This is a genomic window from Acinetobacter sp. L-24, from assembly GCF_056857555.1.
Genome location: NZ_JBSXNI010000047.1, coordinates 253,157 through 275,435 on the forward strand (window position 1 = coordinate 253,157; position 22,279 = coordinate 275,435).

Below are 22,279 nucleotides of genomic sequence, written 5' to 3' on the forward strand. Positions count from 1 at the left end.
TAAAAGATTATTGAGCAGCAGCTTCAGAAGCAGCAGTAGCGTCAGCAGCAGCGTCAACAGCAACAGCAGCAGCAGCGTCAGCTTCAGCAGCAGCAGCAGTTTCAGAAGCAGCAACTTCAGAAGTAGCTTCTACAGCAGCAGCATCAGCAGCAGCTTCAGCTTCAGAAGCAGCTTCTACAGCTTCAGATGCAGCTTGGTTAGCGTCAGCAGCAGCGTCGTCAGCTTTTTTAGCACAACCAACGAAAGCTAGAGTAGTAGCAACTGCAGCAGCAATAGCGATTTTTTTGAATAACATGGCATCACTCTCTAAAAATTGAGATTAAAAAAAACCAAAGTTAGTCTGTTAAGTGCTTTTATTGTTCCTAATTGTGTTAGGGACTAACAACGCAGGAGCAGTCTAACTGGTCTGCAAATATGCTATCACTGCGCATTTTTAATTGCTACTGGCAATGATCAAAAAAGTACGGAAAAACGATAAAAAATAAGAAGTTTTTAACAGAAAATAACAATGGAATGAAACATTTAGATTGGAGAAAGGCTTATTAAACACTTAAAAGTTATACAATTTTTAATCTGAACATTTTATTAATCAAAAACTTAAAAATAAGTTTACATAAATCAGGCTTGATTGTTTCATTCTGTAATTTATGTCAACCTAAAAAAGGCCACCGCTTAGGTGACCTTTCATTTGAAATTTTAATTTGAAGCTTTGCGTTTCATCTGATCAAAGAAATCATCATTGGTCTTGGTTTCTTTCATACGATCCAGTAAGAATTCCATTGCCGCCAATTCGTCTTGAGTATGCAGCAGCTTACGCAGAATCCAGACTTTGCGTAGATTGTCTTCCGACATCAGGCGTTCTTCACGGCGAGTACCAGATTTCTTGATGTTCATCGCAGGGAATACGCGTTTTTCTGCAATGCGACGATCAAGGGTAATTTCCTGGTTACCTGTACCTTTGAATTCTTCATAAATCACTTCATCCATTTTACTACCGGTTTCAATCAGGGCAGTAGAAATGATGGTCAGTGAACCGCCTTCTTCGATATTACGTGCAGCACCGAAGAAGCGTTTAGGACGTTCTAAGGCATGCGCATCCACACCACCAGTCAGTACTTTGCCTGATGAAGGAATCACGGTGTTATAGGCACGCGCCAAACGGGTAATCGAGTCAAGCAGAATCACCACATCTTTTTTATGTTCAACCAGACGTTTTGCTTTTTCAATCACCATTTCAGCGACTTGAACGTGACGTGCAGGAGATTCATCAAAGGTAGAAGCCACGACTTCACCACGAACCGTACGCTCCATCTCAGTCACTTCTTCTGGACGCTCATCAATTAGGAGAACGATCAGAATAACTTCAGGATTATTGCGAACGATGGACTGTGCAATGCTTTGCAGCAGCATGGTTTTACCCGCTTTCGGCGGAGCCACAATAATTGAACGCTGGCCTTTACCAATCGGTGCAACTAAGTCGATCACACGGGTGGTTAAATCTTCAGTGGTGCCATTGCCCAACTCCATCACCAACTGTTCAGTCGGGAATAATGGCGTCAAGTTTTCAAACAGAATCTTGTTACGTGAATTTTCAGGTGTGTCGTAGTTAATTTGATTGACTTTAAGTAAAGCAAAATAACGTTCGCCTTCTTTCGGCGGGCGAATGGTGCCAGTAATGGTGTCGCCAGTACGGAGGTTAAAACGACGAATTTGAGAAGGGCTGACATAAATATCGTCAGGACCTGCTAAATAAGAACCTGCGGCTGAGCGTAAAAAGCCAAAACCATCTGACAAAATTTCTAGAACGCCATCACCAAAAATCTCTTCGCCATTCATTGCATGACGTTTTAAGATGGCAAAAATAATGTCTTGCTTACGGTTACGAGCCATACCTTCGAGGCCCATAAACTCGGCAATCTTGATGAGTTCGCCAATCGGTTTTTTCTTGAGTTCGGTTAAATTCATAGGTGGTCAGATAGAATCAAAGTTCTGAGGTACAGGTTAGAAAGGGAGTAACATTCGGCCGCATACCAGCATTCAAACGAAAGCAATTGAATTTGCAAAAGAACAATTCAGAGATCTGTTTGAGTGTTTCAAAGAAAAATGTGGAAAACAATTTCTATTGCCGAGCGGCATCTTATGTAATGTGTCTTGTAAGAAATTGACAGGATTTAGGATCCTTTATCTCTTGAGTAGCGAATATAAGAGAAAATGCCAGGTTTGTCAATTTATAGCCGAAAAAAATACGCGAGCATGAGTCGCGTATTTTTTACTAAAAATGCTGTGCTTAGATATTGTCATCAATAAATGCTGTCAGTTTAGATTTTGGTGCAGCACCGACTTGAGTCGCAACAACTTCACCATTTTTGAACATCAACAAAGCCGGGATGTTACGGATGTTGAAATTCACAGCAGTTTGTTCGCAAGAAGTTACGTCAACTTTCACGATTTTAACTTTACCTTGGTATTCATCAGCAAGCACTTCAAGTACGGGTGCAATTGCTTTACATGGTGCACACCAGCCTGCCCAAAAGTCCACCAGTACAGGAACGTCTGATTGAAGAACGTCTGCTTCGAAGTTTGCGTCAGTAGTGTTTACGATGTTGCCAGACATGGAATGTGCTCCAGATTAATATTTTAAAGATAACTAATTATTAGTATTACATAGCCATCTTTAACAATGTAGGGGAATCTGTAAATTTTCAATGCTTAATGTTATTTTGTCTAATGGATGATCACGATAGTGATGATCGTGTCTCACTATTATTCCCGATACAAAAAAGAATAAGGCATTAAATTGTCGCTACAAATGGCTTTTAAATTGCATGCATGTGAATTACTCTAAGCACAATTCGTTAAAGGTTTATTTCTGGAATGTCTGACTTTTTGATTGATGAAGAATTACTTGCCGCCATCGATATGGGATCAAACAGCTTTCATTTGGCCATCGCCCGTGTAGACCATGGCGAAGTGAAGAAAGTGGCATCAATGTCAGAAAAAGTTCAGCTTGCCGCAGGACTAGACGAAAATAAGAATTTAACCGAAGCCGCCCAGCAACGCGGTTTGGCCTGTCTGGCCCGTTTTGTCGGACGTTTAGGCGCAGTTCAGCCGAACCGATTACGGATTGTGGCGACGAATGCGTTGCGTCAAGCCAAAAACGGCCATGAATTTATCCAGAAAGCTGCAGAAATTTTACCGAAACCGATCGAAATTATCGCCGGTCGTGAAGAAGCCCGTCTGATTTATCTGGGTGTATCGCATACCATGGCCAACAGCGGTCGTCGTCTGGTAGTTGATATCGGTGGCGGTTCAACTGAGCTGATTATCGGTGAAGAATTCGAGCCGATTCATACCGAATCGGTACAAATGGGCTGTGTAGCGTTTACCAAGGCCTATTTTCAGGATGGCGAAATCAGTGCCAAAGCCTTTGATAAAGCAGTTACTGCGGCACGTAAAGAAATTTCGGGAATTGCCAATACTTATAAAGAAGCCGGTTGGGATGCTGTCGTTGGCTCGAGTGGCACCATTAAAGCCTGCCGCCAGATTTGCGTCAATATGGGCTGGAGCAATGATCGCGAACAGTTGACGCGTGAAGGCCTGGAAAAGCTCAAAGATAAACTGCTTAAATATAAATATGTCTCGGACATGGAGTTCGAAGGTCTGAAAGATGATCGTCGTGCCGTCTTACCTGCTGGTATTGCCATTCTCTATGCAGTCTTTGATGTACTGGGAATTGACCATTTGGTCTATTCTGATGGTGCACTACGTGAAGGCGTGATGTATGACTTGCTTGGCCGTTTCAAGCATGAAGATATCCGTGATCGTTCCGTACATGCCTTGATTGGTCGATACAATGCCGATGCCAAGCAGGCTGAGCGTGTGGTTCAGACGGCACAGAAACTGTTTAATGACGTGGCCAGTAAACTCGGTTTGAGTGTTGAAGATAGTGACCTGTTACGTCGTGCTGCCTATCTCCATGAGATTGGTTTGGCCATCAGTCACAGTGGCTATCATCGTCATGGCGCGTATTTATTACAACACTCGGATATTGCCGGTTTCTCGCAAGTTGATCAAAATCATTTGTCACATTTGGTCGCGCACCATCGGCGCAAATTGCGCGCTGATGCCAAGATTGATGTGATGAAAGTCGGTGGATCTAAACTTTTATGGTTATGTTTGCTGCTTCGTCTGTCGGTTTTGGTCAATCACAGTCGTAGCGATGAGATGCTTCCTGCCATTGAACTGAAGGTTGAAAATGCGCAACAATGGCAACTCACCGTGTCTGGTGATGCCAAGCAATGGCCATTGCTGGTCGCTGAACTGCACGATGAACAGCAGCAATTTAAAAATTGGGAGATTGAACTCTCGATTCAATCCGAACAGTTTGTTAATTAATACCTTTATAGGGATGAAAACGGTTAACCTATGAAAAATAAAGCAACTCCATCAAAAGCATGGGCGACAGTGCAGATTGCACGTCATCCAGAACGTCCACAATTCCTGGACTATGTGGGTGAAATATTCACTGAATTTGATGCTTTACATGGTGACCGCCTATATGGTGATGATGGCGCGATGATCGGTGGTCTGGCTCGTTTTGATGGTCAACCGGTGATGATCGTTGGTCAGCATCGTGGTCGTAGTACCCGTGAAAAATTACAGCATAATTTCGGCATGAGTAATCCGGAAGGTTATCGTAAGGCACAGCGTCTGCTAGACATGGCAGAGCGTTTTAACCTGCCAGTCTTTACTTTTATTGACACTATGGGTGCTTATCCGGGTGTCGGTGCAGAAGAACGTGGTCAGGCTGAAGCAATTGCCACCAGTCTGGCTCAGCTTTCCAATTTGAAAGTACCGGTAATTGCAACTGTACTAGGTGAAGGCGGTTCAGGTGGTGCACTCGGTATTGGAGTAGCAGACCGTGTGGTGATGCTCTCTCACAGTATTTATTCGGTGATTTCACCGGAAGGCTGTGCCTCAATTCTCTGGAAAACCGCTGAAAAAGCTGAACAGGCCAGTGAAGCCTTGGCTCTGACTGCAGAAAAATTGCAGAAAATGGGTATTGTAGAATATGTGGTGGATGAAGGTGAGGGTGCTCATTTAAATCCGGATCAGGTCATGAACAGCTTGAAAGCAGTGCTGAAAGAAGCTTTGAATGAACTGCAACCAATGGAAGCGCAAGCACGATGCGAAGCACGTTACCAACGTTTAATGAAGTTTGGCAGCGACAATTTAGGTCTGGTTTCTTAAAACAGCTGCAGGACTTTCCTGCAGAGACAAAATTTCTCATCGGATGCAGTGGCGGCGTAGATTCTATGCTGTTGCTGCATCTGATGTTTTTTTTATGCCCGGAAAAAGTTCGGGCGATTTATATCGATCATCAGTTACAAGCACTCAGCGCAGATTGGGGCAAGTTCGTTGCACATCAATGTCAGCAACTGAATATTCCCTGCATCATCCAGCCAGTTCATGTCGCTAGTGGCAATCTGGAACAGCAAGCGCGCAATTCACGTTATCAGGCTTATCTGCAACATTTGCAAGCGGATGAAATATTGGTGCTGGCACATCATCAGCAGGATCAGGCGGAAACCCTGATGCTACGTTTATTGTCTGGTGCCGGTGTTGACGGCTTAGCGGCAATGAAACAAATCGATGTACGTGAAAATCTCACGATTTGGCGGCCATTGCTGGATATTTCCCGTGAGCAGATTTGCCAATGGGCATCAGACTTAAATGTTAAGAATATCGAAGACCCGACCAATGATGATACCCATTATGATCGGGCTTGGGCACGCCAGACGCTGTGGCCGATATTAAGCGAACGTTATCATAAAATGCAAGCTGCCTTGGTGCGAACCAGTGAGTTAATGCAGGATGCTCAAGACATTTTACAAGAAGTGCTGCAACAGGATTTAGCGTCTTGTGGGACTGAAACGCAGCTCGATCTTGGTAAATTTCTACAGCTTTCAAAATCACGACAACGTCAATTACTCTCTGCCTGGATGAAAGGTAAACAACAGTATCGTCCATCCTTAGATATGGTGGAGCGTTTGCAACGCGAAGTGATTTATGCCAAACAAGATGCTCAGGCGGCATTGCATTGGCAAGGCTTTTACTATGTACGCTATCAGCAGCAATTATATCGTCTGACCGCAGAGACTTATTTAGCTGATCAGCAACAAGTTCAAACTAGCCCGAAAACTATAAAATTTGCTTTAAAAGATAGCGTACAGGTTTTGTCAGGGAAATTTATCATCGCGCCTGCACAGCTCGGTTTATCTCCTGCATTGTTGCAGCAAACTTTGCATTTGCAGCAGCGGCAGGGTGGCGAAAAAATTCATTTATATGGCCGTGTCGGTACCTGGCCACTGAAAAAAGCCATTCAGGAAGCGCAAATATTTCCCTGGGCTCGGCATACTATTCAAATATTAAGCACAGATAATGTTATGCTAGGCGTGTTTACCCCTAAAGGATTTTGGTTGGCCCAATCTGCATATTGTGAAGCAGGCGGATGGCTGCCGATTTCGGTTTTTTCAACTTTAGAACTCAACGATGAGCATTGAACATGAGTGCAGCTTTAAATTGTAATATCTGTTTTATTGGTGGCGGTAATATGGCCCAAGCCTTAATTGGCGGTCTGATTTCACGTGGTTTGCCAGCAACACGTATTACAGTTTCTGATCCGGTCGAAAAAGTCCGTGCTTTATTGGCGGAAAAAGAAATTAATGTGACCGGGGATAATAGTGCTGCAATTCAGGATGCAGATATCGTTGTATTGGCGGTAAAACCTCAGGTTTTGGCTCAAGTACTGCAACCTTTAAAAGGTCTGGTTAATAACAAACTGATTATTTCCATTGTTGCCGGTGCAGAAATTGCCACATTATCAGCATTGTTGGGGACAGAGCGTATTGTCCGGGTCATGCCGAATACACCTGCATTGGTACAGACCGGTGCACATGGTTTATATGCCAATGCATTTGTGGAAACCAGTGACCGTGAGCTGGCCAGTCAGGTTCTGGCGTCGACCGGGCTGACCATTTGGGTCGAATCAGAAGCACAAATTGATGCAGTCACTGCAGTCTCGGGTTCGGGTCCGGCTTACTTTTTCTATATGATGGAAAGTATGATTCGTGCGGGTAAAAATTTAGGTCTGGATGAAAAAGTTGCAACCGCACTGACTTTGCAGACGGCTTTAGGCGCGGCGCAAATGGCGATTACCAGCTCGAATACGCCGGCTGAGTTACGTAAAAATGTGACTTCTCCAAATGGGACTACACAGGCGGCACTTGAAGTCTTTGATCGCGCCCAGATTTCTCAAAATATTCAGGCGGCACTTGCCGCTGCACAAAAACGCAGTCAAGAACTGGCACAAGAGCTCAGTGAAAGCAGCAAATCTTCAGTTTAATTTTTAGGAACGTTCAAGTATGGGTGCAAATTCTGCGCTAATTTTTGGCATTATCATTAACGTCTCGATTTTGCTCGTATTCTTCCGATTTTTAATGCAACTGGCAGCGGTCAGTCCTTACAATCCTGTGGTTCTTTCTACCGTGAAAGCCACTAAAATTGTAGATGTATTTGGTCGAATTTTCCCAACCTTGGCCAAAGGCCGAGTCAGTACTGCTGCTTTGGCATTATTGGTCGTGCTCTATCTGCTTAAAATTTTTGGCATGATGTATCTGTCAGGGGGGACGCCGAATGGGCCTGTCCATCTGATTATTCTGACTTTTGTTACCATGATGCAGGATCTTATCCGTTTCTGTCGTTATTTGATTTTCGCTACGATTATCTTAAGTTGGGTGGTGATGTTTACTCAGTCTCGTTCGCCTTATATTGAAGTCGTGCAAGAGCTGGCTGAGCCTTTACTGGCGCCATTCCGTCGTATCATGCCAAATATGGGGATGATTGACCTTTCTCCAATCTTCGCTATTTTAACTTTGATTATTATCGAAATGATTATGAACCAGGTGGCGATTGTATTGCTTACCGGTCTTTAATCGGATCCAAATAAAAAGGACGCTGAGGCGTCCTTTTTTATTTGCTCCTCCCTTTAGAAAAGGGAAGTTGGGAAGGATTTGTTAAACTTCCCAAACGGTGAACAAGTTTTAATCGCAGTACAAGAAGATGGGATATTAACCTCTCCCTAACCCTAACCCTAACCCTCTCCTGAGAGGAGAGGGGATACCTTTAAAATAATATTGGTTTTCACTCTCTCTCCCAGAGGGGGGAGGGCTGGGGTGAGGAAACCCTTTAATGCGCCTCATCCCAGTTTTTGCCTTTACCCACTTCTACCACCAATGGTACAGAAATCTGCAATACCGATTGCATCACTTCAGCCAGTTTAGGTGCCAGTTCATCGGCAATGTCTTCATCGACTTCAAACACCAGTTCATCGTGAACTTGCAGCAGCATTTTGGCCTGATCTTTCGGCAACATCTTGTCGACTTCAATCATCGCCATTTTAATGATATCCGCAGCTGAACCTTGTAGCGGGGCATTAATCGCAGCACGTTCTGCCGCTTTACGCACCATCATATTACGGGCATCGATATCTGGAGTATATAAACGGCGTCCGAGCAGGGTTTCAACAAAACCCTGTTCTAATGCGACCTGACGGGTACGTTGCATATAGTCATAAATGCCCGGATAACGATGGAAATACTGCTTGATATAATCCTGTGATTCCTGACGGGTAAAGCCCAACTGACGGATCAAACCAAATTCGGACATACCGTAAAGTAGCCCGAAGTTGACGGCCTTGGCCTGACGACGCTGGTCATTGGTCACTTCTTCCAAAGGAATGCCTAGAACTTCAGCTGCGGTACGGCGGTGTACATCCTGACCGTGAATAAAGGCATCTAGCAAGGCTTCATCCTGAGATAAATGAGCCATGAGACGCAATTCAATTTGTGAGTAATCGGCTGCCAGCAAAACACGACCTTCCGGTGCCACAAACGCCTTGCGGATTTGACGGCCAATTTCGGCACGAATCGGAATGTTCTGCAGGTTTGGATCAGTCGATGATAAACGGCCAGTTGCAGTCAATGCCTGATGATAACTGGTATGCACACGGTGGGTATCAGGATTGGCCTGTTTGCATAAGCCATCGGTATAGGTACTTTTCAGCTTGGACAAGCCACGATATTCCAGAATCAGCTGGGCAATCGGATGTTCAATTTTTTCCAGTACACTTTCACTGGTACTGTATTGTCCGGTGGTGGTTTTTTTACCGCCTTTTAGACCCAGCTTTTCAAATAACACTTCACCGACCTGTTTAGGTGAGCTGACATTAAAGCTTTCATCGGCAATTTCCATGATCTGGTTTTCCAGATTGTGCATGGTATTGGAAAATTCGCCCCCAAGCTGATCCAGAAAAGCCAGATCCAGTTCGATGCCGTTTTCTTCCATTTGCGTCAGTACACGTGCGACCGGAACTTCAATATTATGCAGAATATTCACCAGTTCAGGGTGTGCCTGCAATTTGCTGCTCAAGACTTCATAAAGGCGATAGGTGACATGTGCATCTTCTGCTGCATAATGTGCTGCAGTTTCAAGTGGAATCTGGTTGAAGGTCTTTTGTTTAGCACCTTTACCGGCCACCTGTTCATAAGTCGTGGTCAGATGACTCAAATACAGACGGGCCACATCATCCATGCCATGACGGGTCGCGACAGAATTCAGGACATAGGAAGCCAGCATGGTATCGAAATACCAGCCTGCCAGATGAATGCCATGATTTTCCAGTACATGTGCATCATATTTCAGATGATGACCAATTTTCTTTACAGACTCATCTTCCAGAATTGGTTTGATCTGCGCCAGAATTACTTCACGATTCAGCTGCTCCGGTGCGCCTTCATAATCATGTGCCAAGGGAACATAATAAGCATCCTGCGCATCGAAGGCGACCGAGAAACCGACAATCTGTGCAATACGATAATCCAAACTGGTGGTTTCGGTATCAAAGGCAAAACGTTTTTCGGTACTTAGGCGCTCAAACAGTGTGTCCCAGTCCTGCTGGCCTAATACTGTGTGGTAGGTCGCTTGACCTAGCTGGTCATCACTGCTGGTCACAGACGCATGGTCTTCCAGAGGTTCTGGTGCTGTAACCGCTTTGGCGTTAATAGATTTTGCCGCCTGCTGGTAGTTTGAATTATTCGGGTTGTTCGGGTGATCTAAGGACTGCAGCTGGTTACGGAATTCCAGCTCGGTGTACAAATGACGCAAGGTCTCGACATTTGGCTCACCCAGTTTTAAATCGTCATAACCAAAGTTAAGATCCAGATCGATCACAATACTGGCCAGCTGATGGTCCAGTGCAATACCATCGACATGTTCTTTAATATTTTGACCGACTTTGCCTTTGATCTTGTCGACATTTTCTAAAATGCCGCCAATCGAGCCATATTCAGTGAGCAGTTTTGCTGCAGTTTTGGCACCTACACCTGGCACGCCCATGATGCCATCTGATGCATCGCCCATCAGGGTCAGATAGTCAATAATCTGATTCGGCCAGACGCCAAACTTTTCAAACACGCCGTCGACATCCAGCGGTTTTTCTTTAAAGCTGTCTTCCAGGGTAACTTTTTCGGTCACCAGTTGTGCCATATCTTTATCGCCCGTAGAGATCAGTACCTGATGTCCCATCGCCTCGGCACGTTTGGCCAGTGTTCCGATAATGTCATCGGCTTCGGCACCCGGTAAGGTATGTAGGGGAATGCCCAAAGCGCGGATCAAGGCATGCAGATAAGGAATCTGTTCGGATAATTCCGTTGGCATGCTGGGACGATCACCTTTATAAATCGGTGACAGCTCATGCCGGAAGGTCGGTTCTGGGGTATCAAAAATTACCGCCATATGGGTCGGTTGGGTCCGGCGCATCAGTTTTTGAATAGCAGAAATCGCACCACGAATTGCATTGGTATGTAAACCGGTTGACGTGGTTAATGGTGGCAGTGCGTGAAAGGCACGAAATAAAAAGTAAGAGCCATCGACCAAGACAAATGGTGGCATGTAATCAATTCCTTATTCAAAATACAGCGCTATTGTACGTGATTTTTACCGCGCTCGCTGAGGCGAGTCTGAGTTTACAGCTTAGCGAATATCGGCTGAAGATGAAATAAGCAGCACAAGCTGTTGTATGATGGAAGGATTCAGGAAAGAGAAATATAAGAATGGCTGTAGGACGGAATGAGTTGCGCATGATCTGGCTGATTACCCTGCTGATAGCCGGGATCAGCGCCTGGTATCTGGGTTATCAGATTGTAACTTATCTGTGTGGTTTGGGGTTTATCTTTAGCGTGATGCAATATGTCACTGCGGTAGAAACACCGCTACAACAACTGGCCGGACAGCAGCAGATGTCCTTGGAGCGCAATTCTAAAGTTCCTTTATATATCTCATCAATTACTGCCATTGTCGGCGGGTTGGCTGAACTGGATTGGCTGATGGGAATCGGGATTACGGCCTGGGTATTCTTTTTGCTCAGGTGGCTGCAACGTCTGGAAGGACGTTTGATACAGTTGCAATCACAATCTCATTCTGCCGATCCCTTACAGCGATCACCAGATCGATCCGATTCTGTTCCATTCGTGAAAACTGAGTCTGCCCAAGAGGTAAACGACACTCCTCATCTGGTAGATCAACTGCAGCGCTGGCTTTTCCAGGGGAATCCAGTCTTAAAAGTCGCGATTAGTATTTTGGTGATTGGGATTATTTTACTGCTGCGTTTTGCCACTGAGCACTGGCAACTCAGTCTAGCTGCAAAATTGGGCCTGGTTGCACTGGCGAGTGGGTGTATAGCAGGGCTGGGTTATCGCCTGATGCAGAAAAATCGGAGTTTTGCTCTGGCACTAGAAGGACTGGGTTTGGGCAGTCTGTTCCTGACCTTATTTTTTGCCTATTACAATCTGGTGATTCCCACGTTACCGTTGGCAACATTGCTATTTCTCATTATTCTGGCCATCACTCTATATTTAAGCCTGAAACAGGAAAGCATCGAACTGGCTTTGATGGCTTTGCTGATTGCTTATCTGGCGCCGTTTACCTTACCGACCCGCGATGCTTCTGCCGTTGAGCTGATTAGCTATTATTTGCTGATCAATATCGGGGTGGCAGTGCTGAGCAGTTTCCGGCCATGGAAGATTCTCAATCAAATTGCCTTTTTAGTGACTGCGGTCGTTGGCGGGATATATAGCCTGATTCATGGTTATACATATGAGCGTTATGCCATGACTGCGTTGATTCTGGCACATAGTGCGCTGTTTATCTGGCTAGGTTTCCGCTTTAGCCAGTTGCTGGCACGACAGGATCTCTCACGTTTTCAGTTAAAACCGGTATTGGACTTAGCGCTGATTTTTGCTGCACCGATCACGGCATATATTTTTCTGTATCTGATTCATTTTAATCAGCCCAATCAAAAACTCTGGCAAGCTGGATTAAGCCTGTTCTTTGCACTGGTCTTTGCCGCTTGCTGGACACTGCTGCGCCGTAAACAAACTATCCTGCTCATTTCGCAGAGCTATCTGAGCCTGATGCTGATTTTTCTCGCCTTGGTGCCCCCGATCTTATTGACAGAACAATGGAGTGTGATTGGCTGGGCAGTTGAAGGTGTGCTGATTTATTTATGGGCCTTGGAAAAAAATGTCCGGGTAGCACACTATCTGAGCATGGGCTTATTGCTGATGGCCGGATTCAGCAGCCTGTATTATCTGGTCGAGATTAATCCAACACCGCGAATAATTTTCTGGATTTTGAGTCTGTGCTATGTGGCAGTCGTGGTCATCAGTCAGCTTAAAAAGCAGTACCAGCAGCAGATGAATAGTCTGAGTGTCAGTTTTTTAAGCAGCCTAAGTGTCGCGGCCAGTTTGATGCTATTTGCCTTGCTGGAAGATGAATTTCCGAGTCAGCATGCCTATGTGCTGAGTTTATTTATCATCACACTGGGTTATGTAATGTTCAATGAAATGATCCTGCGCAAAAATCAGGAGTGGTCATGGTTACTGCCGAAGTGGAGTGGCATCTCGCCCTTGCTGGTCATTGTGGCGATTCTAACTCTGGATCGCAGTCAGAATGCGGTGATTGTCTGGAATAGTGATCTGGAACGTGGGGTTTCTGCACTTTCAGCGATATTGTTGGCCATTCTGTGGCTTAGACCGCTGGCTGGCTTGCAGCTCTCCAAGGAATGGGTGAGTTTTGGTGTTTTTAGCAGTCTGGCTTTGGCAAGTGTATGCCTGATCTCAAATATGCCCTATCTGAGCATGGTGATTTTGCCTTTATTCTTCTGCCTGTGGTGCTATCGGCAGGATGTGCAGTCAGGTTGGCAGCAGCTTTGGCAAACCAAGAGCTGTTTATTGCTGATGGCAACTTGGCTGGTTTGTTCACAGCTGTTTAGCCAGCAAGCCTTTCAATATTACTGGCTGCCGATTCTGAATCCTTTTGACCTGATCAGTATCGCCATGTTTGCCAGTTTTATCTGGATGCTGTTACAGCAAATCAAGGTGGGACGTGATAAAGGCATGATCGCAGTTTTAATGGTACTAAGTCTGTTATGGCTTTCCAGTTATATTGTTTTAAGAGCTTTACATGTGTACCTGCAGACGCCGTTTAATGAGCTGGCATTATGGAGCAATGCGACGGTTCAGCTTAGTCTGACCATACTTTGGGTATTACTCGCCTGGATTACCATGTGGACAGCAACGCTCAAAAAACTGAAACTGATGTGGATTTTAGGCGGCAGTATTCTGGTGATTGTGACCTTGAAGCTCGTACTATTTGACCTGTCACATATTGGCACCCTGACCCGGGTGATTTCCTTCTTGCTGGCGGGCGGGGTGATGCTACTGATTGCTTATATTGCGCCGATGCCGGAGAGGGAGCTTTGAATCCTCTCCCTAACCCTCTCCTTTAAAAAGGAGAGGGAATCTAAGGGTTATTTCAGATCAGGCTCTCTTTTGAGGGCCTTTTCATTGGCATATTGATCGATTTCTTCATTTTCCAAAGGACGGGAAAGTGGATGATCGACAAAGCCCATTTTTGGCACCGGAATTTCAATCTGGTTATCGACAAAGCCGTTGCGAATCCGTTCCTGCATTTCATCACGAACTTTCAGGTAGTTTTCCTGTTGGCACCACACTGCAAACAGCAGTTCAATCGAAGATTCACGGAAAGCGGTAACGGTGACTGCAGGTTTCGGGTCGGCCAGTACCAGTGGATATTTATTGGCAACGTCCAGCAGAACTTCGCGTACCTTGATAATATTTTCATGGAAATTGATCGCCAACGTAATCGGAATCCGCCGTATCGGAAATTTCGACAAGTTCTGCACCGGTGCCCGAATTAGCTGTTCATTCGGTAAACGCACATAGATATTATCTTGGGTCAAAAGTTTAACCGAGAGCAGATCAATCGAAATCACTTCGCCTTCAATGGTATGCCCACGAATCAAGGTAATCTGGATGGTATCACCGACTTCAAAAGAACCTTCACCAATCAGGAACAGACCACTGATCAGGTTGGATGCTGAGGTTTGCGAAGCAAAACCCAGTGCGACCGTTAAAATCCCTGCAGCGCCAAGGAAGACACTGAGTTTAAAACCGGCTTCTTTCAGACTAGCCATCACAAACAGCAGGAAGATAAAATAGAAAATTCCGCGGCGCCAGACCAGTTTCTGATGGGCATTAAAACGGACACCAATGGTGCGAATAAAGGTATTGGAAATAAAGCGTGCGATCAGGAAACCAATAAAGCACAACACCACCGCCACCAGAACTTCGGTCAAACGGTCGGTATTGATATTGGTAAATACTCCCTTCAGGCTGTTGGTGACTTCGGTCGGAATATTTGAACTTGGCATCAGACGCCCTTAGAAAAATGAATCAAACATATTAAATAACGCACCTGCCGGATCGCGCGGTGGATGCAGATAGGCCACTTCACCAGCATTTGGTGGTGTGCGGTTTTCGACCCGAATCCGTGGTGGACGATCCGAACTTTCATGCAAAACGCGGATTTGTGAGGTCCATAAGCGGCCGGTACTTTCACTGTAAAAAAGCGGCAGGGCAGGCACTGGCACATTCATTCGGTCAAAGCGCAATTGCTGGTTACTGGTATTGTGAAACTCAATCGGCGTGACTGCACGAAAGGCTCGCGGATGTAACTGTTTCAGTTCGGTTCTGCCATCGACTGCGGTGGCATAACAGATTTCCCCCGAACGGTGATTGGGTCCAAACCAGGTGTCTTTTGGCAAGATTACCGGCAAATCGAAAATCGGTTCGCGCTGCCCCTCGACAAAACCGGCAATCCATAAGGGCGTGCTGATATAAAGCGTACCGCGCTGTCCGGCAGGAATATAAATCGGATCGACTGGTTTAATCACCACAGAACGGTCTGCAAGGCGTGGCATCAGTTGCAATTTGTTTTGCGTGGATTTGAACATATAGCGTTCAATTTTCACAGGTGGGGGAAAGGCAAAATTCGGATCATCAATCTGATGCCATTGCTGTTCATAATCGTATTGCACAGAAGGGCGGAAATATTCCAGTCGCCATTCCTGAATCCCTCGGGTCAGCCGAAACAGCAAGGAGCCAAACTGCCAGGCTTTAGACTGATTTATTTCAAAATTCTGTTCTCCCCACCAGCGCATTTTCGCTGTATTCGGGATTAATTCATCTTTATCTCGCGGCAATCTTGGCACCCTTTCTTGCTAAATCTTTGAAAACATACTTCACGCTGTCATATGCTTAGAGTACACTCAATTTAAATTTTTTCATCATTATTATAATCCGCGATGCAAGTACTTAAACAATTACAAATCCCATATAGCTTCGCCAAGCGCCATGGTGTGCTGTTGCGTTATGAGGGAGATCAGGCCTTTATTCTGCGTCGTGACAATACCTCGATGCTTGCATTGCAGGAAGCTCGCCGTCTGCTCGGTTATCCGGCTCATTTTCAACTCTGTAGCGAACAGGAATTTAACCAGTTACTCAGTTCCAGTTTTGCCGGCGATAGCGGCGAATCGCAACAGGTCGCTGCCGGTCTGGAAGATCATCCGGATTTACTCAGTCTGGCTGATTCGGTACCGGAAGCTGAAGACCTGATGGATCAGGAAGATGATGCGCCAATTGTACGGCTGATCAATGCATTGCTCTCAGAGGCGATTCGTGTCGGGGCTTCCGATATTCATATTGAATCTTTTGAGAAAAAACTGTCGGTGCGTTTACGGGTCGATGGCCAGTTACGCGAAATTGTACAGCCACGCCGTGAACTGGCACCGCTTCTGGTTTCACGGATTAAAGTCATGGCCAAACTGGATATTGCCGAAAAGCGTATTCCTCAAGATGGCCGTATTTCATTACGCTTGGCCGGACGTGAAGTCGATGTCCGTGTATCCACCTTGCCATCTTCTTATGGGGAGCGGGTGGTGATGCGTTTGCTGGACAAGCAGGCCGGCCGTTTGAACATGACCCATTTGGGTCTGATCAATAATGACTATGATCGACTCAAGACCTTAGTACATCGCCCGCACGGGATTATTCTGGTGACTGGCCCGACCGGTTCGGGTAAAACCACCACCTTGTATGCGGCACTTTCTGACCTGAATGACGGTTCCAAGAATATCCTCACAGCTGAAGATCCGATTGAATATCAGCTGGAAGGCATTGGACAAACGCAGGTCAATACCAAAGTGGATATGACCTTTGCCCGTGCGTTAAAAGCGATGTTACGTCAGGACCCGGATGTGGTCATGGTCGGTGAGATTCGTGATCTGGAAACGGCAGAAATTGCGGTACAGGCATCCCTGACTGGACATCTGGTGTTATCCACCTTGCACACCAATACCGCGATTGGTGCGGTTACGCGTCTGAAAGATATGGGAATTGAACCATTTTTGCTTTCCAGTTCTTTAATCGGGGTAATTGCCCAACGTCTGGTGCGTACCTTGTGTCCACATTGCGCGACTTGGCATGAAGCAGATGCTTTCGAGAAGAATCTATTTGGCAATATTGAGCATCCCCAAGATTTAAAATTACCGCAACCTCAAGGCTGTGAACGTTGTGGCAATACTGGCTTTAGTGGTCGTACCGCGATTTATGAAATTGTGCCAGTCGATGATCATATGCGCCGTTTGATTCATGGCAATGCGGCTGAATATGAAATCGAAAGCTATGCACGTCAGCAGTCAGGTTCCATTCGTGATGATGGTCTGCGTAAAGTATTGGCCGGAAAAACCACGATTGAAGAAGTATTGCGAGTAACCAACGAAGCAGTAGAATAATTTTTTAATCTGCTCGCTTTATCATAATGATCGTCAGGACTTTTGGATATTTACCAGAGACTGACGATTTTTTTCATGAGTTGTGCACGAAAAGGTGCAGTCGGATTTCCCGGATTACGCAGAGTTTCATTTTCATAAAAGTTCTGCCAGGCTTGTGCCATTGCTAAACTCAGTCCTTCCTGTTTCATTGTTTCAACATCTGCCTGAGTAATATTGAGAAAACGGGCTTCAGCATCTTTGGGGCCAGCGCCCCAGCCAATAATCCCTTTACCAAATTCAGGCAGAATCATATTGTTGGGTGTTGCAGGAATGGGTAGGCGTTCAATTTCAGTATTGAGCAGAGATTTTATTTTCGGACGGATTTTTTCTGAGAGATAAAGATCTGCAAAAGAGGTTGTAGCAGTGAGGAGCAGGAGAGAATTCAGAAGAACTAGTTTTAACATCAATATAAATCGAATAAATGTAAATAAGAATCATTATATATAATTTCTTAAGTTTTTGCTGCAGTTTTCAAGTGGGGAAGAGAAGTAGCTTTTGACAAAAGATGAAGCGGGTAAATTTTGAAATTTATAATTGAAGTCTAGCTATCCTGAAACTTTTTTCAGGATAGCTGTTAAATAAAAAAATTAAGTAATTACGTTTAAGTTCACATCAATATTATTACGGGTCGCATTTGAGTATGGACAGACAATATGCGCAGCATCCACCAGTTTTTTTGCTTCTTCCTGATCCATGCCTTCAAGATGGATGTTTAATGTCACTTCGATCCCGAACCCGGTAGGAATCGGACCAATCCCAACATCACCTTCAATATAGGCATCTTTACTGATATTGAGCTTGTCACGATTGGCAACAAATTTCATTGCACCCAAGAAACAGGCGGAATAACCTGCGGCAAAGAGCTGTTCAGGATTGGTTCCACCGCCTGGTCCCCCCATTTCTTTAGGTACGGCCAATTGGACGTCCAGAATCTGATCGTCAGAAATGGCGCGGCCATCACGGCCCCCTGTGGCTTTGGCATGTGCGGTATAGACGGCTTTTTCTAATGACATGAGTTAAATCCCTGTTTATTTTTCGTAGAGCTTCTATGCTCGGTGATTTCACCTGAAGAATAAGCAGGGATTTTGTTATTTTATGCAAGCAAATGAAACGATTCAGGAAAGTTGAAGAAGTCTACGGTGTTGCATTAAAGGCATGGATTCACGCACTTTTTGCTGTTCATTTAAATCAAAGTCGACGGTGATGAGTTGAGCACCTTCTGCATGGATCATATTAAGAAGTTGTCCACGACTATTGGTGGCGGCTGCATGTCCCCAAGTCTGACGTTTTTCACCGTGCCAGCCTTGTTGAGCTGCGCCAAGCACCGAACATTGGCTATCTAGAGCACGTGTTTGCAGAAGAAGCTGCCAGTGCATTTCACCTGTGGTATAGGTAAAAGCAGAAGGTGCGGTCAAGAGGTTTGCACCTTTGGCTCGTAGATTTAACGCTAGTTCCGGAAAACGCAGGTCATAACAGACCATTAAACCAATATTACCAAAAGGGGTTTTGGCTACGACAACATCTGTGCCGGGCTCAAAGAACTTGGATTCCTGATAACCGCCTACAGCATCACCGACTTGCACATCAAACAAGTGAATTTTGTCATAACGCGCTTCGGTCCGTTCCGGACTGATACACAGGCTAACGGTACGCACGCGGCCATCTTCAATGATCGAACCATCCGGACGATAAGGGCAGGGTAATGTACCGGCAACGATCCAGGTGTCATATTCATGGGCAAGTTGTTCCAGACGCTGCTGAATCACTTCAAATTGTGCAGCAGTTTCACGCTGTTTACCTGCTGCAAAACAGACAAAGTTTTCCGGGAAAACAATCAGTTCAGCACCATTGGCCTTACTTTGTTGAATTAAAGATTCAATCTCCACGAAATTGACATCAATTTCATTTTGAGAATTCATTTGTACAACAGAAAGTAAAGTCATAGGGTCCTCTTATAAGATGGTTATACCTTTTGCTCGGAAATTTTATCTAAATTGTCTTGCTCTTTCTGTAGCTGTTTGACTAAAGGTTCAAACATGTTCTGATTGCTTTGATTCAGTTTCATCAAGGTTTTATGCGCATCCAGAACCGTATTCAGCATATTTTGATGCGTGACATGTTCTTCCATCAGCGCACGTGTGCAGACATTTGGATCACCACAATAATTCAGAATCACAAACACTTGGCTCAATCCCATACTGTTGGCCAAAGTGGTAATGTCAGAATTGGTAGAAAGCATGACAGCCTGAATATTGTGTACTTGCTTGAGTTTGAGTCCTAGTTTCGCTAAAACACCCAGTACGGTACTGTCAATGAAACTGGTTTCGGTGAGATCAACGATAGCGCCAACTACGTTGTCTTGCTGTTCAATTTTGTTCAGTAATTTGTCTAGACTAATACAAGATTGGGCACGCACTTCGCCGATAAGCTTAAAAATATGCGTTCCATTCAGACTTGCATATTCAACATGACCTGTTGACATATAAATGCCATTTGCAGAGAAGGATATTAAATTATCCCATAGGGTGTATTGATACTCAAGTGGCTGAAAGTAGTAATCAAATTAAGTGCTTATAAAGCCTGTAAATATACTGCTAATTTACGCGGATAAAGCTTAAAAAGGCGATATCGTCAGCCACATGTTCCGGAGCCTGAAAAGATTGATTCTGCAAATGGTGTAATAATTGCGAGAATTGTTCATTTAAACCACCATCAAAAGGTTCCAGTGCGCCATCCGAACAGATAATAAAGCGCGCATTGCGACTTAATACCCATTCATTTTCCTCAACTTCAAGATCTTCGGTTAAGCCCAAAGGGAAACTGCTGGAAGAGAGGATTTTAGGTTCTTGATTGGGTTCAAATATAATCGGTGGAGGATAATGTCCAGCGCTGGACCATTTTAATACATGGGTTTCCAGATTAAGAATCCCGGCAATCATGGTGATGTGCTTTTCAATATTTTCCTGCATCAGCATACCGTTCAGCTTCTTGATCAGCTCGCGCGGCGTCTTGGAGCGACCATGGAAAGCTGCCATCCAGGACGTGAGCAAACTACTGGTGACGCCATGTCCGGATACATCGGCCAAATAGAAAATCACTTCTTTGTCGCTGATTTTCCAATAATCATACCAATCCCCTGAAAGATAGGCTGAAGGCTGAAAATAGGTTTCGACCTCATAATTGGTCAGTTCAATCGGATTCGGTAACAATTTTTTTTGTAGTTCTGCAGCAGAAGGCAGGTCACGGCTATCCTGGTTACGCTTATATTGTGCATCAATTTTTTGTAATGCCATATCTGGATTCTCGGGAAGTTTGCTCCAGATCCAGCCGGCTAAAGCACCTTGTTCCCAGGCCTGCGCCAAAGCAGTACCTTCATTCTCTAAGGCCAGTACAATCGTAGGCAGATTCCACTTATATTTCAGATAATCATGTACATCTGCAATCGCAATAATCGTAGAGTCATATAGTTCATGATCATCCAGATAGATCATCTGAACATGCGGAAGCGTATCAAGTACTTGATCTAAATAAGGAATATCACGAGTCGGTTGAATGAAATACATAAAAAAGTGATTCAATCCCAGGATTGGTTATAAGATGTACTATAACAAGTAAAGTATTGCTAGCGAACAGATTTTCACTAGCAATCATACATGAAGCTTAAACTTAAAGATCTTCGTTTGAAGATTCAATATTGCTATCATTAGAAGGTGCATCATCAGAATTGTCATCTTCAAAATCATCTTCTAGGAAAAGCGTATCTTGTTCTGTACCTTTCTTTTCTGCAATTGCATAATTGGTACGTTGTAAATAAATATCGCGAATCTGCGCATAGCGATCGCCAGTCAGCACTCCTTCAACGTCCAGTATTTCTGAACGGGTATCGATGGCACGCCAAAACTGATCAGTCCAGTAAAGTCCATCTTCATCTTCGAGAATGTATTTTTGTGGACGAGCTTGACTATCTACAGCAGTACCGATTACGCCACGGACAGAACTTGGACCTAAAAATGGCAACATGATATAAGGGCCAGAAGGCACGCCATAATAACCTAAGGTAATTCCAAATTTTTCCTCTTCATGACTCAAGCCCAGGCGACGCGCTGGATCAGCCAGTCCTAAAGTTGTTAAGGTGTTAATGGTAAAACGACCTAGGGATTTAGCAGCGCGGGCAGGACGACCTTGAATGAGCTGATTCACCACATTCCAAGGTTCACCTAGGTTACTGCGGAACTGGGTATAGCTGCCACGAACATCTTGAGGAACTTTTTCCACATATTGTACGGCTATGGGACGTACCACGGTGCGGTCAATCGCATCATTAAACTGATAGATCTTTCTATTTAACGGTTGAAAAGGATCTTTAACTTCTTCAGCCTGTGCTGCACTGGCATCAACTTTCAGTTGCGTTTGTAATTGTTGCGCTTTGGTCGAGATTTTTGTTCTAAGCGGCGTTTTTGCAGGCTCGTTTTCCAGATTTTCCACACTGGTGGCCGCCTCGGCGAAAACATGTGCGCTTGAAGCTAAAGAAAATAAGCATATAGATAAGTAAATAGAACGATGCATAAGGTAACCTGAGGCCTTTTCTGTGTAAGTAGCACTACTTATTAGTATAAAAATAATAAACGTTATATTCACGAATAGACATCATTTAAGCAAATTTGTATAAAAAATGAATGAAAACACACGAAAAGCTTAAAAAATATACATACAAAATGATTTTCTTGAAAAAGGTGTTGCAAGGGCTCTGAAATGCTGTAGAATGCACATCCATCGGCGGTGATGAAGATTAAAACTTCTGATAAAACAGTAACTTAGTTAAGATTGATTGAGTTGGGTTTTATTTGATAAGTTTGAAAAATAGTTTTCATTACTGGTTGACTTTCTAGAGATAGAGAGTAATATAGCCGACCTAGCTTGCTGGTGACGAATCAGCAAGAAGATCATTAAGAGATTATGAAGAACAAC

At 44.6% G+C, this 22,279-nt stretch carries 19 protein-coding genes; 7 read left to right on the top strand and 12 right to left on the bottom strand.

What is annotated here, in order from left to right; translation table 11 throughout:
* Window positions 1–7: 7 nt before the first annotated feature.
* From AC13CK_RS15615 to trxA, 3 genes are all read right to left on the bottom strand, one after another.
* The gene (locus AC13CK_RS15615; protein ID WP_005107806.1) at window positions 8–295 is read right to left on the bottom strand and encodes a hypothetical protein; all 288 of its coding nucleotides are present in this window, start codon (window positions 293–295) and stop codon (window positions 8–10) included.
* 401 nt (window positions 296–696) lie between these two features.
* Window positions 697–1,965, bottom strand: coding sequence for a transcription termination factor Rho (rho, locus tag AC13CK_RS15620; protein ID WP_004278267.1), 1,269 nt, complete (start codon window positions 1,963–1,965; stop codon window positions 697–699).
* Window positions 1,966–2,287: 322 nt separating this feature from the next.
* On the bottom strand, window positions 2,288–2,614 hold the full coding sequence (gene trxA, locus AC13CK_RS15625; RefSeq protein ID WP_004278266.1) for a thioredoxin: 327 nt from the start codon (window positions 2,612–2,614) through the stop codon (window positions 2,288–2,290).
* A 260-nt stretch (window positions 2,615–2,874) separates the two neighbouring features.
* On the opposite strand from trxA, the gene ppx reads away from it, so the two are divergent.
* The 5 genes from ppx to AC13CK_RS15650 are packed head-to-tail and all read left to right on the top strand — an operon-like array spanning window position 2,875 to window position 7,994.
* A complete protein-coding gene (ppx, locus tag AC13CK_RS15630; RefSeq protein WP_425879254.1) occupies window positions 2,875–4,395 on the top strand; it encodes an exopolyphosphatase in 1,521 nt (506 codons plus the stop codon).
* 30 nt (window positions 4,396–4,425) lie between these two features.
* On the top strand, window positions 4,426–5,250 hold the full coding sequence (locus AC13CK_RS15635) for an acetyl-CoA carboxylase carboxyltransferase subunit alpha (RefSeq protein WP_004278263.1): 825 nt from the start codon (window positions 4,426–4,428) through the stop codon (window positions 5,248–5,250).
* Window positions 5,187–6,563: a tRNA lysidine(34) synthetase TilS gene (tilS, locus tag AC13CK_RS15640; protein ID WP_425879257.1), complete on the top strand. Its 1,377-nt coding sequence runs from the start codon at window positions 5,187–5,189 to the stop codon at window positions 6,561–6,563. The genes AC13CK_RS15635 and tilS overlap by 64 nt, the downstream gene beginning before the upstream one ends.
* A gap of 2 nt (window positions 6,564–6,565) precedes the next feature.
* Entirely contained in the window at window positions 6,566–7,405 is an 840-nt protein-coding gene (proC, locus tag AC13CK_RS15645; RefSeq protein WP_114541354.1) for a pyrroline-5-carboxylate reductase, read from the top strand.
* A gap of 19 nt (window positions 7,406–7,424) precedes the next feature.
* Complete coding sequence (locus AC13CK_RS15650) at window positions 7,425–7,994, top strand: YggT family protein (protein ID WP_005107800.1); 570 nt, start codon at window positions 7,425–7,427, stop codon at window positions 7,992–7,994.
* A 253-nt stretch (window positions 7,995–8,247) separates the two neighbouring features.
* Here the strand turns inward: AC13CK_RS15650 and polA are convergent, their stop codons facing one another.
* Window positions 8,248–11,010, bottom strand: a complete 2,763-nt coding sequence (gene polA / locus AC13CK_RS15655) for a DNA polymerase I (protein ID WP_425879260.1) — start codon at window positions 11,008–11,010, stop codon at window positions 8,248–8,250.
* 161 nt (window positions 11,011–11,171) lie between these two features.
* Here polA and AC13CK_RS15660 point away from each other — a divergent pair, with 161 nt between their 5' ends.
* Window positions 11,172–13,880: a DUF2339 domain-containing protein gene (locus AC13CK_RS15660; protein ID WP_482831302.1), complete on the top strand. Its 2,709-nt coding sequence runs from the start codon at window positions 11,172–11,174 to the stop codon at window positions 13,878–13,880.
* Between the two features lie 47 nt (window positions 13,881–13,927).
* Here the strand turns inward: AC13CK_RS15660 and AC13CK_RS15665 are convergent, their stop codons facing one another.
* Both AC13CK_RS15665 and AC13CK_RS15670 read right to left on the bottom strand, forming a co-directional pair.
* Window positions 13,928–14,851, bottom strand: a complete 924-nt coding sequence (locus tag AC13CK_RS15665) for a mechanosensitive ion channel family protein (protein WP_005250806.1) — start codon at window positions 14,849–14,851, stop codon at window positions 13,928–13,930.
* Window positions 14,852–14,860: 9 nt separating this feature from the next.
* Window positions 14,861–15,640: a hypothetical protein gene (locus AC13CK_RS15670; RefSeq protein WP_086044916.1), complete on the bottom strand. Its 780-nt coding sequence runs from the start codon at window positions 15,638–15,640 to the stop codon at window positions 14,861–14,863.
* A 144-nt stretch (window positions 15,641–15,784) separates the two neighbouring features.
* Here AC13CK_RS15670 and gspE point away from each other — a divergent pair, with 144 nt between their 5' ends.
* Window positions 15,785–17,272 (top strand): type II secretion system ATPase GspE, encoded by a 1,488-nt coding sequence (gspE, locus tag AC13CK_RS15675; RefSeq protein WP_425879264.1) that lies wholly within the window; start codon window positions 15,785–15,787, stop codon window positions 17,270–17,272.
* A 50-nt stretch (window positions 17,273–17,322) separates the two neighbouring features.
* On the opposite strand, the gene AC13CK_RS15680 is transcribed toward gspE, so the two are convergent.
* From AC13CK_RS15680 to AC13CK_RS15705, 6 genes are all read right to left on the bottom strand, one after another.
* Window positions 17,323–17,715 carry a DUF4951 domain-containing protein gene (locus AC13CK_RS15680; RefSeq protein WP_005103334.1) on the bottom strand — a complete coding sequence of 131 codons (393 nt, stop codon included), beginning with the start codon at window positions 17,713–17,715 and terminating at the stop codon, window positions 17,323–17,325.
* Window positions 17,716–17,898: 183 nt separating this feature from the next.
* Window positions 17,899–18,324: an organic hydroperoxide resistance protein gene (locus AC13CK_RS15685; protein WP_004732917.1), complete on the bottom strand. Its 426-nt coding sequence runs from the start codon at window positions 18,322–18,324 to the stop codon at window positions 17,899–17,901.
* Window positions 18,325–18,426: 102 nt separating this feature from the next.
* Window positions 18,427–19,254 (bottom strand): carbon-nitrogen hydrolase family protein, encoded by an 828-nt coding sequence (locus AC13CK_RS15690; RefSeq protein ID WP_005107790.1) that lies wholly within the window; start codon window positions 19,252–19,254, stop codon window positions 18,427–18,429.
* 20 nt (window positions 19,255–19,274) lie between these two features.
* Entirely contained in the window at window positions 19,275–19,793 is a 519-nt protein-coding gene (gene gigB, locus AC13CK_RS15695) for an anti-anti-sigma factor GigB (protein ID WP_004647542.1), read from the bottom strand.
* A 112-nt stretch (window positions 19,794–19,905) separates the two neighbouring features.
* Entirely contained in the window at window positions 19,906–20,874 is a 969-nt protein-coding gene (gigA, locus tag AC13CK_RS15700) for an RsbU family protein phosphatase GigA (protein WP_114541358.1), read from the bottom strand.
* Between the two features lie 103 nt (window positions 20,875–20,977).
* Complete coding sequence (locus tag AC13CK_RS15705) at window positions 20,978–21,877, bottom strand: MlaA family lipoprotein (RefSeq protein WP_425879268.1); 900 nt, start codon at window positions 21,875–21,877, stop codon at window positions 20,978–20,980.
* Window positions 21,878–22,279: the final 402 nt, after the last annotated feature.

Excerpts from the sequence above, each read along its gene's own strand:
- AC13CK_RS15615 (WP_005107806.1), bottom strand. The coding sequence starts at position 295 with ATGTTATTCAAAAAAATCGCTATTGCTGCTGCAGTTGCTACTACTCTA.
- rho (WP_004278267.1), bottom strand. The coding sequence starts at position 1,965 with ATGAATTTAACCGAACTCAAGAAAAAACCGATTGGCGAACTCATCAAG.
- trxA (WP_004278266.1), bottom strand. The coding sequence starts at position 2,614 with ATGTCTGGCAACATCGTAAACACTACTGACGCAAACTTCGAAGCAGAC.
- ppx (WP_425879254.1), top strand. The coding sequence starts at position 2,875 with ATGTCTGACTTTTTGATTGATGAAGAATTACTTGCCGCCATCGATATG.
- AC13CK_RS15635 (WP_004278263.1), top strand. The coding sequence starts at position 4,426 with ATGAAAAATAAAGCAACTCCATCAAAAGCATGGGCGACAGTGCAGATT.
- tilS (WP_425879257.1), top strand. The coding sequence starts at position 5,187 with ATGCGAAGCACGTTACCAACGTTTAATGAAGTTTGGCAGCGACAATTT.
- proC (WP_114541354.1), top strand. The coding sequence starts at position 6,566 with ATGAGTGCAGCTTTAAATTGTAATATCTGTTTTATTGGTGGCGGTAAT.
- AC13CK_RS15650 (WP_005107800.1), top strand. The coding sequence starts at position 7,425 with ATGGGTGCAAATTCTGCGCTAATTTTTGGCATTATCATTAACGTCTCG.
- polA (WP_425879260.1), bottom strand. The coding sequence starts at position 11,010 with ATGCCACCATTTGTCTTGGTCGATGGCTCTTACTTTTTATTTCGTGCC.
- AC13CK_RS15660 (WP_482831302.1), top strand. The coding sequence starts at position 11,172 with ATGGCTGTAGGACGGAATGAGTTGCGCATGATCTGGCTGATTACCCTG.
- AC13CK_RS15665 (WP_005250806.1), bottom strand. The coding sequence starts at position 14,851 with ATGCCAAGTTCAAATATTCCGACCGAAGTCACCAACAGCCTGAAGGGA.
- AC13CK_RS15670 (WP_086044916.1), bottom strand. The coding sequence starts at position 15,640 with ATGCGCTGGTGGGGAGAACAGAATTTTGAAATAAATCAGTCTAAAGCC.
- gspE (WP_425879264.1), top strand. The coding sequence starts at position 15,785 with ATGCAAGTACTTAAACAATTACAAATCCCATATAGCTTCGCCAAGCGC.
- AC13CK_RS15680 (WP_005103334.1), bottom strand. The coding sequence starts at position 17,715 with ATGTTAAAACTAGTTCTTCTGAATTCTCTCCTGCTCCTCACTGCTACA.
- AC13CK_RS15685 (WP_004732917.1), bottom strand. The coding sequence starts at position 18,324 with ATGTCATTAGAAAAAGCCGTCTATACCGCACATGCCAAAGCCACAGGG.
- AC13CK_RS15690 (WP_005107790.1), bottom strand. The coding sequence starts at position 19,254 with ATGACTTTACTTTCTGTTGTACAAATGAATTCTCAAAATGAAATTGAT.
- gigB (WP_004647542.1), bottom strand. The coding sequence starts at position 19,793 with ATGTCAACAGGTCATGTTGAATATGCAAGTCTGAATGGAACGCATATT.
- gigA (WP_114541358.1), bottom strand. The coding sequence starts at position 20,874 with ATGTATTTCATTCAACCGACTCGTGATATTCCTTATTTAGATCAAGTA.
- AC13CK_RS15705 (WP_425879268.1), bottom strand. The coding sequence starts at position 21,877 with ATGCATCGTTCTATTTACTTATCTATATGCTTATTTTCTTTAGCTTCA.